This window comes from Pseudoxanthomonas sp. LjRoot125 (assembly GCF_964252705.1).
In the GTDB taxonomy this organism is placed as follows: Bacteria; Pseudomonadota; Gammaproteobacteria; order Xanthomonadales; family Xanthomonadaceae; genus Pseudoxanthomonas_A.
The window spans coordinates 2,181,740-2,196,514 of record NZ_CAXUOY020000001.1 but is presented as its reverse complement, the minus strand read 5'-3'; the positions used below and the strand labels follow the sequence as shown (position 1 = coordinate 2,196,514).

At 68.6% G+C, this 14,775-nt stretch carries 14 protein-coding genes; 10 read left to right on the top strand and 4 right to left on the bottom strand.

Translation table 11 applies throughout. The features are described 5' to 3' along the window. The first annotated feature begins 170 nt into the window (after positions 1-170). Together ACSION_RS10140 and ACSION_RS10135 are read left to right on the top strand one after the other, a co-directional pair. The gene (locus tag ACSION_RS10140; protein ID WP_435306695.1) at positions 171-572 is read left to right on the top strand and encodes a c-type cytochrome; all 402 of its coding nucleotides are present in this window, start codon (positions 171-173) and stop codon (positions 570-572) included. 7 nt (positions 573-579) lie between these two features. Beyond that, the gene (locus tag ACSION_RS10135) at positions 580-1,038 is read left to right on the top strand and encodes a c-type cytochrome (protein WP_435305870.1); all 459 of its coding nucleotides are present in this window, start codon (positions 580-582) and stop codon (positions 1,036-1,038) included. Positions 1,039-1,118: 80 nt separating this feature from the next. Here the strand turns inward: ACSION_RS10135 and ACSION_RS10130 are convergent, their stop codons facing one another. Together ACSION_RS10130 and ACSION_RS10125 are read right to left on the bottom strand one after the other, a co-directional pair. Next, positions 1,119-2,783 (bottom strand): hypothetical protein, encoded by a 1,665-nt coding sequence (locus tag ACSION_RS10130; protein WP_435305869.1) that lies wholly within the window; start codon positions 2,781-2,783, stop codon positions 1,119-1,121. Positions 2,784-2,798: 15 nt separating this feature from the next. Then, positions 2,799-3,395 carry an NfuA family Fe-S biogenesis protein gene (locus tag ACSION_RS10125; protein WP_093485822.1) on the bottom strand — a complete coding sequence of 199 codons (597 nt, stop codon included), beginning with the start codon at positions 3,393-3,395 and terminating at the stop codon, positions 2,799-2,801. Between the two features lie 93 nt (positions 3,396-3,488). Between ACSION_RS10125 and ACSION_RS10120 the strand changes: the two genes are divergently transcribed. The 3 genes from ACSION_RS10120 to ACSION_RS10110 are packed head-to-tail and all read left to right on the top strand — an operon-like array spanning position 3,489 to position 4,663. Beyond that, positions 3,489-3,836 carry a 4a-hydroxytetrahydrobiopterin dehydratase gene (locus ACSION_RS10120; RefSeq protein ID WP_435305868.1) on the top strand — a complete coding sequence of 116 codons (348 nt, stop codon included), beginning with the start codon at positions 3,489-3,491 and terminating at the stop codon, positions 3,834-3,836. Beyond that, the gene (locus ACSION_RS10115) at positions 3,836-4,249 is read left to right on the top strand and encodes an energy transducer TonB (protein WP_435305867.1); all 414 of its coding nucleotides are present in this window, start codon (positions 3,836-3,838) and stop codon (positions 4,247-4,249) included. Before ACSION_RS10120 ends, ACSION_RS10115 begins: the two co-directional genes overlap by 1 nt. A gap of 24 nt (positions 4,250-4,273) precedes the next feature. Further along, complete coding sequence (locus ACSION_RS10110) at positions 4,274-4,663, top strand: DUF1761 domain-containing protein (protein ID WP_435305866.1); 390 nt, start codon at positions 4,274-4,276, stop codon at positions 4,661-4,663. A gap of 13 nt (positions 4,664-4,676) precedes the next feature. Here the strand turns inward: ACSION_RS10110 and ACSION_RS10105 are convergent, their stop codons facing one another. Next, positions 4,677-5,666, bottom strand: coding sequence for an RluA family pseudouridine synthase (locus ACSION_RS10105; RefSeq protein WP_435305865.1), 990 nt, complete (start codon positions 5,664-5,666; stop codon positions 4,677-4,679). Between the two features lie 390 nt (positions 5,667-6,056). On the opposite strand from ACSION_RS10105, the gene rne reads away from it, so the two are divergent. Continuing rightward, positions 6,057-9,182 carry a ribonuclease E gene (gene rne / locus ACSION_RS10100; RefSeq protein WP_435305864.1) on the top strand — a complete coding sequence of 1,042 codons (3,126 nt, stop codon included), beginning with the start codon at positions 6,057-6,059 and terminating at the stop codon, positions 9,180-9,182. An 87-nt stretch (positions 9,183-9,269) separates the two neighbouring features. On the opposite strand, the gene ACSION_RS10095 is transcribed toward rne, so the two are convergent. Next, the gene (locus tag ACSION_RS10095) at positions 9,270-9,917 is read right to left on the bottom strand and encodes a response regulator (protein ID WP_093485812.1); all 648 of its coding nucleotides are present in this window, start codon (positions 9,915-9,917) and stop codon (positions 9,270-9,272) included. Positions 9,918-10,069: 152 nt separating this feature from the next. On the opposite strand from ACSION_RS10095, the gene ACSION_RS10090 reads away from it, so the two are divergent. The 4 genes from ACSION_RS10090 (at position 10,070) to ACSION_RS10075 (ending at position 14,376) form a co-directional block, all read left to right on the top strand. Further along, the gene (locus ACSION_RS10090; protein ID WP_435305863.1) at positions 10,070-10,939 is read left to right on the top strand and encodes a M20/M25/M40 family metallo-hydrolase; all 870 of its coding nucleotides are present in this window, start codon (positions 10,070-10,072) and stop codon (positions 10,937-10,939) included. Positions 10,940-11,021: 82 nt separating this feature from the next. Then, positions 11,022-12,869 carry an FUSC family protein gene (locus tag ACSION_RS10085; RefSeq protein WP_435305862.1) on the top strand — a complete coding sequence of 616 codons (1,848 nt, stop codon included), beginning with the start codon at positions 11,022-11,024 and terminating at the stop codon, positions 12,867-12,869. A 383-nt stretch (positions 12,870-13,252) separates the two neighbouring features. Further along, positions 13,253-13,474, top strand: coding sequence for a hypothetical protein (locus ACSION_RS10080; protein ID WP_435305861.1), 222 nt, complete (start codon positions 13,253-13,255; stop codon positions 13,472-13,474). Between the two features lie 95 nt (positions 13,475-13,569). Next, positions 13,570-14,376: an isocitrate lyase/PEP mutase family protein gene (locus ACSION_RS10075; RefSeq protein WP_435305860.1), complete on the top strand. Its 807-nt coding sequence runs from the start codon at positions 13,570-13,572 to the stop codon at positions 14,374-14,376. The last annotated feature ends 399 nt before the right edge of the window (positions 14,377-14,775 follow it).

Below are 14,775 nucleotides of genomic sequence, written 5' to 3'. Positions count from 1 at the left end.
ACGTCATCCGCGTCCCGATGACGGAAGCCGTCCGGCGGCTGGAGCGCGCTGCGCGGACATGCGGTGGCATGCCGCGCCTGTGCGCGACATTCGGTCGCAGGCTATACTTGCGTTCAGCCAAGCGCCGCGGTGGTACGCGGCGCGCGCAACCTGAGAGTTTCCCGAGAATGATGCGACTGCTGCCGCTCGCCGCTTGCCTTGCCTTGGCCGCCCTCCCGCTGGCCGCCCTGACCGCCCAACAGGAAACCCCGGCCACGCCGGCCCCGGTCGACGCTGCGGCACCTGCCGCCGCTCCCGCTGCTGCCGCGCCGAAGCCGCTGGTCGGCAACCCGGACACGGGTCGCACGCTGACCTACACCTGCCAGGGCTGCCACGGCATCGAGGGCTACAAGAACGCGTACCCGAACTTCCACGTGCCGCGGATCGGGGGCCAGTCTGCCGATTACCTGGCCAATGCGCTGACCGAGTACCGCAACGGCAACCGCAAGCACCCCACGATGCAGGCCCAGGCGCAGAGCTTCAGCGACCAGGACATCGCCGACATCGCCGCATTCCTTTCCACCGTCAAGTAAGACCACCATGCCCAACGCCAAGCACGCCCAGCGTCTAGCCATCGCCCTGCTCGCTGCCCTCGCCCTGGTGGCATGTTCGAAGGTGGAAAACACCGAGGTCTCGGCCGAGAACCCCGGCCACGCCAGCGGTGAACATGGTTCCAGCTCGTCCGCCGGCCTGCCCAAGGGCCACATCGCCAAGGGCGAGGAACTGGCCAAGGCCAAGGGCAAGGCCACCGGCCAGAGCTGCATCGACTGCCACGGTGCCGAAGGCAATGCGCCCATCGACGACACCTATCCGAAGCTCGGCGGCCAGTACGGCGACTACCTCGCCCATGCACTGCAGGCTTACCGCAGCGGCGATCGCCAGCACGCGCTGATGAGCCCGCAGGCGGCCTCGCTCAGCGACCAGGACATCTCCGACCTGGCGGCGTACTTCGGCTCGCGTCCGTCGCAGCTGCGCGATCTGCACGGCGTGCACGAGTAAGTTTCAAGCCCCCGCCGGGCATGCAGAAACGGAGCCGCAAGGCTCCGTTTTTCGTTCCGGCACCGTTACCGCGCAAACCCTCAGCTGTCGGTCGGGATCGGCTTGCGCTTCACCGGGATCTCCGGCGGCGGCCGTGCGACCGGCGGGTCCGGGAAGAAGTTGCCCAGGCCGCAGCCACCGCCCAACTGCAACACGGAGATCGTGCACTTCAGCTTGAGGTTGGTGCCCGGGATCGAGATCTCCATTTCCTTCACGTTGCGACGCACCCATTCCGCCAGCAGCGATTCGCTCGGCACCCAGTACTTGTCGAAGCTGGTGGGCTCGTAGTCGTACGGCGGGCGCTGCAACCAAGTGCCGGATTGCTCGAGGCGCTCGCGCGTCCACTGGTCGTTGTTGCCGCCGGGCGCGCCTCGTTGCGCCGTGTTGTCGCCCGCATCACCCGGCACGCGCAGGCTGCCATCGGCGTTGTACAGGCCGGGCTTGTCCTGTCCGTTCGCCGCGCTGTCGCCAGCGACGTTACGCCGGGAATTGCCCCAGTCGTCCGCACGATTCGGTGCGGCCCAGCCTCCGGATTTGGTCGTCGGTGCGACCGTCGGTGCGCCAGACGCAGGCGCCGTTCCGCGGGGCGCCGTCGACGGCGCCGGCGTGTTCGAACGTGCGGTCGCTTGAGAGGGCGTCGATGCGGCTGCATTCGCCGCTGGCGCGACGGAGGGCGTGGGCGACGGCGGCGCCGGTGACGGTTCGCTCACCTGGGCCTGCCTGACGTCGCGCTGCGGCGTGTTGACGGCACGGGGCGCGACATCGCGTGTCGGCACGGCTACGGTGCGCGGCTGCGGTAAGGGTGCCACCATTTCGCGCTCACGCACATCCAGCGGTCGCGCAGCCACGGGCGCCGCGTTGACGACGCGCGCAGGCGTCGCATTCCGCACCACGGGCGCTTCGACCGGCGCCGCGACATCGCGCGCGCGCACGCTGGCCTCACGCGGGGCCGGTTGGCGAAGTTGTGGTTCGCGCGGTGTCGGTGGCGGCAATACGTAGGCGCGCGTGGGTTCGGGCACTTCGGTCACTTGCACCGACTGCGCGGCAGGCTCGGCTGGTGCAGGCTCGGGCATACGCACGTCGGGTTGCACCACGACCACGTCGGGCGCGGCGGCCGCGAGTTCCTCGGAGGGAACCGGCACCGGTTGCTCGTCCGACGAGGCGGCTGCGGTCTGGGAGGGCGCTGCCGGCGCGGCAGACGAAGCCTGTGACGGCGAAGAAGCGGCACTCGCCGGTGCGCCTGCCTGCGGCGCGGCTCCGGGTTCTTCGGGCGCCCCCTGGCCGATCATTTCCAGGCGTACGCGACTGCTGTCGTCACCGGTGTCCGGCTCCGGCGGTGGGATCTTCACCAGCGCCACCCACAGCAGGAACAGGAAGAACGCCACATGCATCAGCGTGCTGGTGAAGCCCGCGGTCCAGCGCATCCAGCGCTCTTCGCGCGGTGGCGGTCCCCAGCCCTGGTAAAGCAACGAACGCAACGCGCCGATGCGTCCGGGAACCGGCGGTACCGGATCGGCCGGGCGCGGTGCACGCGCGGCGAACAGCGCGACAACCGAATCCGCCCGCTCGCGGGTGATCCGGCCCAATCGCTCGGGCAAGGCGCGCAGCCACAGACCCCACCCGAACGGCAGGCCGGTTTGACGCTCGACGATGGTCGCTGCCTTGCGTGGCAGCAGGTGCGCGATGACGTCGGTGGCGTTCGTCACCGGCGCTGGCGTCCGTCAGGCCGCGTTGCCGCGCGGGATGTACGGGGCGTCCCCGGTCCCGTGGTCGGTGGCATCGCGCACGGCAGTGATGCCGGGCACGCGCGCCATCAACGTTTTCTCGATGCCCTGTTTCAGGGTGACGTCGGCCATGCCGCAGCCGTGGCAGCCGCCGCCGAAGCGCAGCCAGACCACGCCGTCGCCGCCGACTTCCTCCACGGCCACCCGGCCCTTGTGGGCCGCGAGCTGCGGATTGATTTCGTTGTCGACCACCCAACGCACGCGCTCGACCAGCGACGCGCTGTCGCCGGGCGCTTCGCCCTTGATGCGCGGCGCCTTGATGGTCAGCTGGGTACCCGCACCCTTCACGACGTAATCGATCTCGGCGCCGTCCAGCCAGTGCACGCTGCCCGCATCCACGTAGAGCGTGAAGCCATCGCAGTCCACGGCCCACTCATCGCCCGCCAGGTCGCGCGGCTCGGCGAATTCCAGCCGTGCGTCCGCTTGTGCGGTGCCCGGATGCACGGCGCTCAAACGGACGCCCAGCCCGGCGAGCGACTCGCGTTCGATCAGCTTGCGGAAGTGCGCCTGTGCGCTGTCGGAAATCTGGATCATGCGGGTATTCTAGCCCCCTGCCCCACGGGCATTCACATTAACGGGCCCATTGTCGGTCTTCGTTCAGACTGGCTGCCACGCAGGAGATTCCCGATGTCCGACCTGATCCCCCTCGCCCAGGCGCACTGCGTGCCGCTGCGCGGCAGCGAACATCGGCTCCCGCCCGCCCGCATCGCCGAACTGCTGCCGCAGGTGCCCGGCTGGGAACTCGTGGAGGACGGGCACGCGCTGCTGCGTACGTTTCCGTTCGAGAACTACTACGAAACGATGGCGTTCGTGAATGCGCTCGCCTTCATCGCCCACGCGGAAGACCACCATCCCGACCTGGGCGTGCACTACAACCGTGCGGTCGTGCGCTACTCCACGCACGACGTGGGCGGTTTGAGCGAGAACGACTTCATCTGCGCGGCGAAAGCCAGCGCCTTGCTGGGAGAAGCCTGATGGACATGCTGCGTGCCCTACGCCCGGTGTTGCTGCCGGCCCTCGTCGTCGTGCTCGTCGCCTGCGGCAAGACCGAGGCCCCCGCCACGCCGGTTGTCCCGCCCACCGAACTGGCGGCGATCGACACGCCTCCGCCGGCGTATCCGCCCGAGGCCGAGTGCAATAGCGAGGGAGGCACCACCGTCCTGCGCGTGACCATCGAGAAGGACGGCGTTCCCACGCAGGTCGCGCAGGCACAGGGCAGCGGCAACGACGCGCTCGACAAGGCCGCACTCGAAGCGGTGCGTACCTGGACGTTCCGCGCCGCAACCCGGAATGGCCAGCCGGTCACGCATACGATCACCGTGCCGGTGACGTTCCCGCCGGTGCTGGAAAAGCCGACCCGCTGCTTCGCGCAGGGCAGCGCCCACTGACAGATCGCTAGCGAGGGGGCATCGATGGACGGAGTCAACCTGTGGGCCGTACTTGTCGCGGCCGTTTCGAGTTTCCTGCTCGGCGGCATCTGGTACGGCCCGCTGTTCGGCAAGGCGTGGAATGCGGCCGCCGGCATGGACCCTCAGAAGCAGGGGCACCCGGCGAAGATCTTCGGTGGTGCCTTAGTCTTTTCGCTGCTCGCGGCCGCGGTGTTCGCCTGGTTCCTCGGGCCGCAACCGCCGCTGTCGTTCGCCGTGTGCCGCGGCGTGCTTGTCGGGTTCGGCCTGGTCGCGGCGAGCTTCGGCATCAACTACCTGTTCGCCCAGCGCGGCGCGCGCCTATGGCTGATCGATGGCGGTTACCACACCGTGCAGTTCGCCCTGTTCGGGCTCGTGCTCGGCCTCTGGCACTGAGGTTGCTACGACCTCAGCGCAGGTCGTCCAGCGCCTCGACGAGTTCCTCCGCCAACGGGGCGTTCAAGACGTAAGGCGTCTTGCCGCCATCCAGGGCGAACCGCAATGACGCGGCATGCAGGAACAGGCGCTTCAATCCCGCCTGCTCGCGCAGGCGCTTGTTCACCGCCGGATCGCCGTACTTGTCGTCGCCCGCCACCGGATGGCCGATGTGCTGGGCGTGCACGCGGATCTGGTGGGTGCGGCCGGTCTCGATCCGCACTTCGCAATAGGAGTGTCCGCCACGGCGCTCCAGCACCTTGAAATGGCTCAGCGAGGCCTTGCCGTCGCGATGCACCTGGACGTGGCGCTCGCCGCCCTGGCGCAGGCCGATGTGCAGCGGCGCCTCGACGCTCATCACCCCATCGGGCATGCGGCCGACCAACAAGGTGAGGTAGCGCTTCTCGATGCCGCGCGCCCCGCCCTCGCTGTCCTCGCGCAAGAGCGCCTGCAGCTCGGACAACGCCGAGCGCTTCTTGGCCATCACCAGCAGGCCCGAGGTATCGCGATCCAGCCGGTGCACCAGCTCCAGCGTCTGGTTGGGGCGCAGCGCGCGCATGGTTTCGATGGCGCCATGACTGATGCCGCTGCCACCATGGCTGGCGACGCCGGACGGCTTGTTGATCACCAGCAGGCGCTCGTCCTCGAAGACGATGGCTGCTTCCATCCGTTTCAGGAAGCCAGCCGGCGGCCCGACCTTTTCTCCGACTTCGCTGAGACTGACGGGCGGAATGCGGACTTCATCCCCCCCCTCCAACTTGCGCTCGGCCTTCGCCCGTCCGCCATTGACCCGCACCTGGCCGCTGCGGACCAGCTTGTAGACCAGGCTACGCGGCGCGCCCTTCAGTTGGCCGAGCAGGAAGTTGTCCAGCCGCTGCCCGCCCCGGTCTTCAGGCACGGTGACGGTACGCACAGCGGTCTTGGGCGGGGCCGCCGGTTTGTCGGACGGGGGGCTAGGGGTCATGAACGCTAATCTGTTAGACTCGGGGGGCGAGATAAGGGTTTGATTTCGCTGGGAGTTGCAGTTGGGCCAGAAGCCCGTCTCCCCGCGATTCCGGCAAGTGCGCGGCCACCGCCCCAGGGGCGGCCATGTTAGCGGCTCATCGGCAGGCCCGGATACCGCCGGGTGCGTGACGGCACCTGTGCTGAACATGTCCCGTGCGGCGCGACCTCTCGAGGGAAGCTGCCGCCGGCCCGCAACACCCCATTAGAACAAGCGCTCCCGCGGCCTGCCGTGGTGTCGTAGCGCTGGAAGCCCGACCTGCCCCGCTGCGCCTGCGCAAGGGGTGGTGCAACATTCCAGAGGCGAAACGCCATGGCGTTCCGCGCGGTAGCAGCGCGCGAGGAACGCACAATGAAACGTATGTTGATCAATGCCACGCAGGCCGAAGAGCTGCGCGTGGCCATCGTCGACGGCCAGAACCTGTACGACATCGATATCGAACAGCCGTCGAAGGAACAGAAGAAGTCCAATATCTACAAGGGCCGCATCACCCGGCTCGAGCCCTCCCTGGAAGCCGCCTTCGTCGATTACGGCGGCGAACGCCATGGCTTCCTGCCGCTGAAGGAAATCTCCCGCGATTACTTCCAGGCGGGCGTGGACCACAACAAGGCCGGCATCCGCGAACTGCTGCGGGAAGGCCAGGAAGTCGTCGTCCAGGTCGACAAGGACGAACGCGGCAACAAGGGCGCGGCCCTGACCACGTTCATCTCGCTGGCCGGCCGCTACATGGTGCTGATGCCCAACTCGCCCACCGCCGGCGGCGTGTCCCGCCGGATCGAGGGTGACGACCGCGCCGCCCTGAAAGAGGCGATGGACAAGCTGAACATCCCCGACGACATGGGGGTGATCATCCGCACCGCCGGCGTCGGCCGCGATGCCGAAGAACTCCAGTGGGACCTCGATTACCTGCTCAGCGTCTGGCGCGCGATCGCCGAAGCCGCGCTGACCAAGCCGGCGCCGTTCCTGATCTACCAGGAAAGCCGCCTGATCGTGCGCGCCCTGCGTGACTACCTGCGCAACGATGTCGGCGAGATCCTGGTCGACACCGAGGAACTGCACGAGACCGCGCGCGAGTTCATGCAGCAGGTGATGCCGCACAACCTGCGCAAGCTGAAGCACTACAAGGACGACATTCCGCTCTTCAACCGCTTCCAGATCGAGTCCCAGATCGAAGGCGCTTACGAACGCAACGTCCGCCTGCCCTCCGGCGGCTCGATCGTGGTCGACCAGACCGAGGCGCTGACCGCCATCGACGTCAACTCGGCGCGCGCCACCAAGGGTGGCGACATCGAGGAAACCGCGTTCCACACCAACCTGGAAGCGGCCGAAGAAGTGGCCCGTCAGCTGCGCCTGCGCGACCTGGGCGGCCTGGTGGTGATCGACTTCATCGACATGTCGTCGAACAAGCACCAGCGCGAAGTCGAGAACAAGCTGCAGAACGCGCTGAAGTACGACCGTGCCCGCGTCCAGATCGGGCGCATCTCGCGCTTCGGCCTGCTGGAAATGAGCCGACAGCGCCTGCGCCCCAGCCTGGGCGAGTCCAGCCAGATCGTCTGCCCGCGCTGCGATGGCCACGGCCGCATGCGCAGCGTCGAGTCGCTGTCGCTGTCGATCATCCGCGTGGCCGAAGAGCACGCGATGAAGGACAACACCGGGCAGGTGCTGATCCAGGCGCCGCTGGAGATCGCCAACTTCCTGCTCAACGAGAAGCGCGGCGCCCTGCGCGAAATCGAGCAGCGCCACGACGCGCCGATCATCATCGTTGCCGACGAAGCACTGCACACGCCGCACTACGAAGTCACCCGCATCCGCGAGAACGAGCTGGGCGAAGAGTCCAGCAAGCCCAGCTACCAGCGCGGCACGCCGCGCAAGCTGCCGGTGCACGCGCTGACCAAGTCGCAGCTCAACATCCCGCCGGCACCGGTGGTCACCCACGTCAAGCACGCCCAGCCTGCCCCGGTGCGCGAAGAACGCGAACAGCCCGTGCCGGTCGTCGCACCGGCCGCTGCAGTGGCTGCTGCGCCGGTGGCAGCGCCCGCGTCCGGTGGCGTGGTCGGCTTCTTCAAGCGCCTGTTCGGTGGCGAGTCTGCGGCCGCCGCACCGGCACCGCAGGCCCGTCCGCAGCAGGACAACCGCCAGCGCAACGACCGCAACAGCGGACGCCGCGAGAATCGCGACAACCGCGAAGGCCGTGACAACCGCGGCCAGCAGAACCAGGGTCGCGGCGGCAAGCAGGACGGTCAACGCCGCGACGAGCGCACCAAGGGCCAGAACCCGCAGGGCGGCAACGCCCAGCAGCAGAAGCCGCGCAACGAGCAGCAGGGCCAGAAGGCCAACAAGCCCAAGGCCGAGGGTCAGCAGAACCCGCAGCAGCCGAAGGCGCCCAAGGTGCAGCAGCCGGCGGGCAACAAGCCGCAGGAAGGGCAGCGCCAGCAAGCACCGCGCGCGCCGCAGGCAGACCAGGCCATCAAGCCCATCGCGCCCGCGGTCGTTGCCGATGTCGACGTGGTGACGGCAGCCGCAGCCGCCACCGTCGTGGCGACAGAGGCCGTGCGTGCCACACCGGCACCCTCCCCCGTTGCCCCGATCGAGGCGTCGGACACCGAGGCGGGCATCGTCGCCATCGAAGGCGACGCCGCACCCAGTGCCGACGGCGAAGCCGGTGAAGGCGGCAGCCGCCGTCGTCGCGGTCGTCGTGGTGGCCGCCGTCGCCGTCGTGGCAACGGTGAAGCCGCGCAGGGCGAAGACGGTCTGTCCATCGACGAACTGGGCAGCGACGAAGACGCCGCACCGGTAGCCGATCGCTCGCAGCCCGAATTCGACTTCGACGATGAAGAGCCTGCACCCGCTCGCACCAACGCGCCTGCTGCTGCCGCCGTTGCCGTCGTGGCTCCGGTGATCGTTGCCGCCGACGTGGCTGCTCCGGCTGCGCCGGCGCCCGTCGTCGAACCGATCGCCCGCCTTCCGGCCCAGGTCGACGCCGCCGCCGTGATTGAAGAGGTCAAGGCCGAAGCCGAGGTCGTGCAGCCGGTGGTCGCTGCCGTCGTGCAGCAGGAAGCACCGGTCGCTGTCGCCATCGTCGAAACCGTGAAGGCGGATATCGCGGAAACGCCTGTTGTCGTGGTGGCCGATGTCGTGGAGGCCCCGGTCGAGATCGCGCAAGTCAGCGAGACGATCGCCGACGTGCGCAACGAGCCCGTGCAGATCGATCTGGTCGATGCGGTGAACGAAGCGACAGCGGAAGCCCCCGTGGTGGAAGCGCCGATCGCCGTCGTGGAAGCACCGGCGCCTGCGCCGCAACCGGCACCGAAGCCCGCCCCTGCCCCGGCGACGGGTTCGCTGTTCTTCGTCGCCGATGCGGACACACCGCCGTCGGTGACGCGCAGCCTGTTCGAACCGGTGACCCCGGCCAAGCCGGCCGACGCGCCTGCCGACGACAAGCAGGACGACACCACCTCGGAAGAACGCAGCGTCTGACGCGCTGCGCCCTTTTCGGGATGCGCTACAGCACACTGGCCGCGAAAGCGGCCAGTGTCGTTTCAGCGCGGTGGAATTCGCGCAGGATCAGAGGGCGCGGGTCGGATCCATCAGGCCCCACTGGGCCGCCAGGCGCGCCAAGGCGATGTTGTCCTGCACGCCGGTCTTCTCGAACAACCGCGTCTTGTGCGTGTTTACCGTCTTCGCGCTGAGGTTGAGCCGGCGCGCGATCTCTTCCTGGCGCAAGCCCTGCGTGAGCAGCATCGCCACTTCCAGCTCGCGCGGCGACAAGGCATCGAACGGCGAAGCGTCACCGCCCACCGTGTGCAGCGCCAGGTTCTGCGCCACGTTGCTGCCCAGGTAGCGCTTGCCGCGCGCCACGTCGCGCACGGCACGGATCAGTTCGGCCGCGTCGCCGGCCTTGCCCAGGTAACCGGACGCACCGGCCTCCAGCAGACGCTTCGGTAGCGGCCCGTCCTCCAGCACCGATACGATGATGACGCGCACGCCGATATCGGCGCGGACGATGCGCTCGGTGACTTCCAGGCCGCTGTAGCCCGGCAGGTGCAGGTCGCACAGCACCACGTCGGGCTTCAGCTGGCGCACCAGCGGCAACGCGGCTTCGCCGGTTTCGCTCTCGCCGACGACTTCGATGTCGGATTCCGTGCCCAGGATCAGGCGCATGCCCGTGCGTACGAGAGCGTGGTCGTCAATCAGGAAAACGCGGATGGTCATGGGAACGTGCCTGGGGTCTCGGGTCGAGCGTAGGTGGCTGTCCCTCGCCGCGCAATTAACATTCTATCGGCGCGATGCAGGTACATGCATTCCGGCCTATCGAGCCGCCACCGGCGCTGCGGCATACTCGGGCTTTCCACCGGGGATTCCACATGTCGAACGTTCACTTGCGCTCCGTGCTGCTGCTCGCCCTGCTCGCCACCGGCCCGGCCTGGGCCGACACCGTCTCGGAACGTTGGCAGACCCAGGTCGGCGACATCAGCGCGCATGCCGACACCACGGCGCGTGGCGATGTCATCGGCAAACGCCTCGATGCGCTGGGCATCGCGTGGAAGCGCGAAGCCTTCGAGCAGAACGGTCAGGCCGGCCAGAACCTGGTGGCCGATCTCGGCGGTCCCAAGGACGCGCCACTGCTGCTGATCGGCGCGCATTACGACCAGGTCGACGTCGGCCACGGCGCCACCGACAACGCCTCGGGTGTGGCCGCCGTGCTGGAACTGGCTGCCGCACTGAAAGCCAAGCCGCTGGCGCACCACCGCGTGCAGGTGGTGTTCTGGGACCTGGAGGAGAAGGGCCTGCTCGGCTCACGCGCCTGGGTGGCCAGCGCCGGGCGTGAAAAGCCCGCGCTGTACGTCAACTTCGACGTGTTCGGCTGGGGCGACACGCTGTGGATGATGACGCCGGAGGCCGACACCCCGTTGGTCGCCTCGTTGCGGGCATCGAGCCAACACGAAAAGCTCGCCTTCGAGCCGGGCGACAAGTATCCGCCCACCGATCACCTCGCCTTCCTCAAGGCGGGGTGGCCGGCGGTGTCGTTCTCCCTGGTCGGTGGCGATGAGATCGGCCCTATCCTGGACGTCTTCAGCGGCGGCAAGCCAGCGCAGGTACCGAAGGTGATGCAGGTGATCCACAGCCCGCGCGACACCACGGCCGAACTCGACAGCCAGCGCGTGGACGATGCCCTGCGCGTGGTCGAGCAAGGCCTGCGCGCCTGGGACCAGGGCACCGCCGCGAAGCACTGACCGCGTCCTTCGTCGCATCGGCAGTTCACGGCACCGGAACTAGAATGGGCGTGCCGCATCGCGCGCATGCCCGCTCTCCCGCGTGAACCCGCCTCTTCTACCGCCTCCCGCGCCACCGTCGCTCCGGCAATCGCTGCCGGGCCTGCTGAAGGTCCGTCGCGGCCCACCCGGTCGCTGGCGGTTCGCCCTGCGTGCCGCCGCCTGCATGGGCGTGCCAGTGCTGGTCGGTTGGCTGTCGGACCATACCGCCGCCGGACTGATGGCCGCGACGGGCGGTTTCACCGCCGTCTACGGCAGCGGCCGCCCCTATCTCAGCCGCGCACGCGAACTGGCGCTGATCGCGGTCGCGTTCGCCGCCGTCACCGCGCTTGGCCTGGCCGTCGCGCCGTTCGGCTGGCCGCTCGCCGTGCCGGTCGTCGCGCTGCTGGCGATGCTCGCCACCTGGTTCTGCAATGCACTGCAGGTCGGGCCACCGGGCGGGTATCTGTTCCTGATGGCGTGCGCAGCCTCAGCGTCGATGCTGAAGCCCCCTTTCGATCCCTGGCACGCGGGACTGCTCGTGCTCGCGGGCGGCGCCTTCGCCTGGTGCGTGCACATGGCCGGCGCGCTGGCGTGGCCGCGCGGACCGGAGAAAGCCGCGGTCGCGCAGGCTGCGCGCGCGGTACTCGCCTATCTGGAAACCACCGGCACACCGCTGCAGGCCGCCGCGCGCCACGAGGCCGCGCTCGCGCTGCATCAGGCCTGGTCCGCGCTGGTGACCTACCAACCCGTGGCGGCGCGGCCCAACGGACGACTGGCGACGCTTCGTGGCCTCAACCGCCACCTGCATCTCGTGTTCGCGCGCGCACTGGGAAGTGACGAGCGCGCATCGCCCATGCTGTTCGACGACGTCCGCCGCATCGAAACGCAGGCACTCGCCCTGCCACGCCGTCGCCCACCCGATGCGCTGCCCATCCCGACCGGCGTTCCCGTTGGGCATCCCGGTGCCTGGCATGCATTGAAGGGCGCACTGATCGAATCCGCGTCACGGCAGGTCATCGTCCGCGTGGGCGTGGCCGCCTTGCTCGCCGGCGGGCTCGGTGCGCTCTTCCATCTGGAACGCGCGTACTGGGCGGTCGCGGCGGCAATGCTGATGCTCCACCAGGGTTTCGACTGGACGCGTACCGTGCTCCGCGCGCTCGAACGGTTGCTCGGCACGTGGGCGGGCCTGCTGATCGCGGGCGCCATCCTGCTATGGCATCCGCAGGGCCTGTGGCTGGTGGCGACGATCATGCTGCTGCAGTTCGTCGTCGAGATGCTGGTCGTGCGCCACTACGCGCTGGCGGTGGTGTTCATCACCGGTGCGGCACTGACGCTCGCCAGCGGCGGACATCCCGTCGCCGCACCCGGCGAGTATCTCTTCGCGCGCGGGCTGGACACCCTGGTGGGCTGCGCGGTGGCGCTGCTGGTCTATCGCGCCCTGCCGGTGCGCAACGACGGGCGGGGTCTCGCGCCACCAATGGCGCGCGTGCTGCATGGCGTCGCCACGCTGGCGCCGATGCTGGCGGCCGGCCATGTGGACGATGTGCCGGCACGCACTGCGCGACGCGACCTGCAGCGCATGACGTTCGGGTTGGAACAGGCGTACGGATCGGCGATTGGCGCTTCGCCCCGGCAACGGGCGGCGGCCGAGGACCAGTGGCCACTGGTGGCGGCGATCCAGCAACTGGCCTATCGGATGCTGGCTGCTTGCTGGCAGCGCAGCCATGAGGGCGTCGAACCCACGCTTGCCTTCGGTCCGGCGGATGCCCAAGCGATGCAGCACGCGCTGCGCGATCTCGAGCAGCATCTGGCCGGCGCGCCGCTACCGGCAACAGCGGAGGTCACGGCATCGCTGTTCGCGGGCGAACTGCAGGCCGTGCATGCCTGCATGGCAGAACGGCCCCCGTAGGGGCCGTTGTGATCGAGAACACGCCTGGCTCTCCGGGCGGCGACGGTGTCGGACTCGCGGTCCACCGCCAGGCGCAGCATTGGAACAGGGGGTGTCCGATGCGCTGCGTTCGGTTCTCTCGTGGGGCCCTGGGTGTCAGTCTTTCAACTCGGTAGCAGGGTTGTTTCGGGAGACAGAGGGGGTGGATCCGTCGGCCCGACCACTGCGCGTGTTGTACGGGCCAGGATGCGAAGACCGCGTGTAGATCGTTCAGCCGGACTGCACGTTTTCGTAACACCCGCTGCACATGGCTTAACCCCCGCGAACAGGCCCGCCTGAATTCGCATCGACGTCACGGATGCGCGCCTACCGTACATGGCAGAGACCTGATCCCCACCGTCGTCATGATGACCTTCGACCTCTTCAATACGCCTGCCGAGGACGGCACGTACGAGCTCTCGATCAACGAGTCGCCTCCGCTGCGTTTCGATTCGCGTGGCGCCGCCCTGGGCTACGCCGTCAAGCTGGCCAACCAGCGCCACCAGCAGGGTCTGGACTACGCCATCAACATCGAAGGCGGCGACGGCCGCTGGCGCCTGTTCAACGGCTGGCGCATGTGCGCTTGAGCCGCGGGCCGGCGCCGAGGGTCGCTGTCCGCAAACGGTGAGTCTTCGCAACGCCGGCGTGGCACGCTGTGCGCCCCGTAGCCCGGATGCCCACCATGCCTGCCCTCCCCGACGCCGTCGCCCGCTTCCGTCATCTGCATCAGGGAGGCCTGCTGCGGCTTGCCAACGCGTGGGACGCCGGCACGGCTCGACTCGCAGAACACCACGGCGCACCTGCGGTCGCCACTACCAGCGCCGGTCTCGCCTGGTCTCAGGGCTACCCGGATGGCGACCAGCTCGCGGTGGATGCGCTGCTGCATGCGGTGTCCGCCATCGTGCGTGTCATCCAGATTCCCCTGACGGTCGATGTCGAAGGCGGCTATAGCGACGATCCCGCGCGGGTCGCGGAAACGGTGCTGCGCGTCGTGCAGGCGGGCGCCGCCGGCATCAACCTGGAAGACGGCAACGGCGACCCCGCGCTGCTCGCCGACAAGATCCGCGCGATCCGGCAAGCGTGCACCGCGCACGGTGTCGACGTCTTCATCAACGCGCGCACCGATGTCTACCTGCGCGGACTGGCCGAAGAATCCGCGCGCGTGGATGAAACCCTCGCGCGTGCCGCGCGTTATCGCGAGGCTGGCGCGGATGGCTTGTTCGTCCCCGCCGTTGTCGCGGAAGCCGACATCCGCGTGCTCGCCCGCGATGCTGGCTTGCCGCTCAACGTGATGCTGCGACCGCAGTTGCGTGATTTCGACGCGCTGGCCGCGTGGGGCGTGCGTCGCGTCAGCGCAGGCTCTGCGCTGGCCGAAGCCGCGTTCGGCCATGTCGGCCGGCAGATGGACGACTTCCTGCACGGCACGCACACCACGCTGCCCGACCCGCAGGCCATGGGTTACGGCGCGATCAATGCGCTGTTCGGTTGAGGTGGATTGGAGTAGGACTTTTCCTACACGGCATCGGGGTTCCACCCGACTGCGAATGTGATTCACATCCGCGACGATAGCCCTGTCCCCGGCAGCACGCCCTGCGCAGGCCACGAAAGGCCGCTCTGCAATGGAAACGGGCGCTGCCTTGAGCAAGCAGCACTGCCGGAGCCGGGGACTCCCCCTTCAGGCCCGACCGTTCTTGGTCGGGTTTTCTTTTGCCCGCGATCCGCGGATCACGGCGCGCCGGCCCACAGTTCGGGCACCTGCGCCAGGCCAAGCAACATCAAGGCGGTGGCGGCGATCAGCAGCCAACCCATGCTCCGTATCAGCAAGCTGCGCATGTGCACGTCATCCCCTGTTCCCGTGAGGTGACTATCGCGACGCAGGCATTACCTG

Bases quoted from the DNA above. Each gene is read 5' to 3' on its own strand.
- ACSION_RS10080 (WP_435305861.1), top strand. From the start codon at position 13,253: ATGATGACCTTCGACCTCTTCAATACGCCTGCCGAGGACGGCACGTAC.
- ACSION_RS10105 (WP_435305865.1), bottom strand. From the start codon at position 5,666: ATGACCCCTAGCCCCCCGTCCGACAAACCGGCGGCCCCGCCCAAGACC.
- ACSION_RS10075 (WP_435305860.1), top strand. From the start codon at position 13,570: ATGCCTGCCCTCCCCGACGCCGTCGCCCGCTTCCGTCATCTGCATCAG.
- ACSION_RS10125 (WP_093485822.1), bottom strand. From the start codon at position 3,395: ATGATCCAGATTTCCGACAGCGCACAGGCGCACTTCCGCAAGCTGATC.
- ACSION_RS10120 (WP_435305868.1), top strand. From the start codon at position 3,489: ATGTCCGACCTGATCCCCCTCGCCCAGGCGCACTGCGTGCCGCTGCGC.
- ACSION_RS10140 (WP_435306695.1), top strand. From the start codon at position 171: ATGCGACTGCTGCCGCTCGCCGCTTGCCTTGCCTTGGCCGCCCTCCCG.
- ACSION_RS10095 (WP_093485812.1), bottom strand. From the start codon at position 9,917: ATGACCATCCGCGTTTTCCTGATTGACGACCACGCTCTCGTACGCACG.
- rne (WP_435305864.1), top strand. From the start codon at position 6,057: ATGAAACGTATGTTGATCAATGCCACGCAGGCCGAAGAGCTGCGCGTG.
- ACSION_RS10115 (WP_435305867.1), top strand. From the start codon at position 3,836: ATGGACATGCTGCGTGCCCTACGCCCGGTGTTGCTGCCGGCCCTCGTC.
- ACSION_RS10090 (WP_435305863.1), top strand. From the start codon at position 10,070: ATGTCGAACGTTCACTTGCGCTCCGTGCTGCTGCTCGCCCTGCTCGCC.
- ACSION_RS10110 (WP_435305866.1), top strand. From the start codon at position 4,274: ATGGACGGAGTCAACCTGTGGGCCGTACTTGTCGCGGCCGTTTCGAGT.
- ACSION_RS10135 (WP_435305870.1), top strand. From the start codon at position 580: ATGCCCAACGCCAAGCACGCCCAGCGTCTAGCCATCGCCCTGCTCGCT.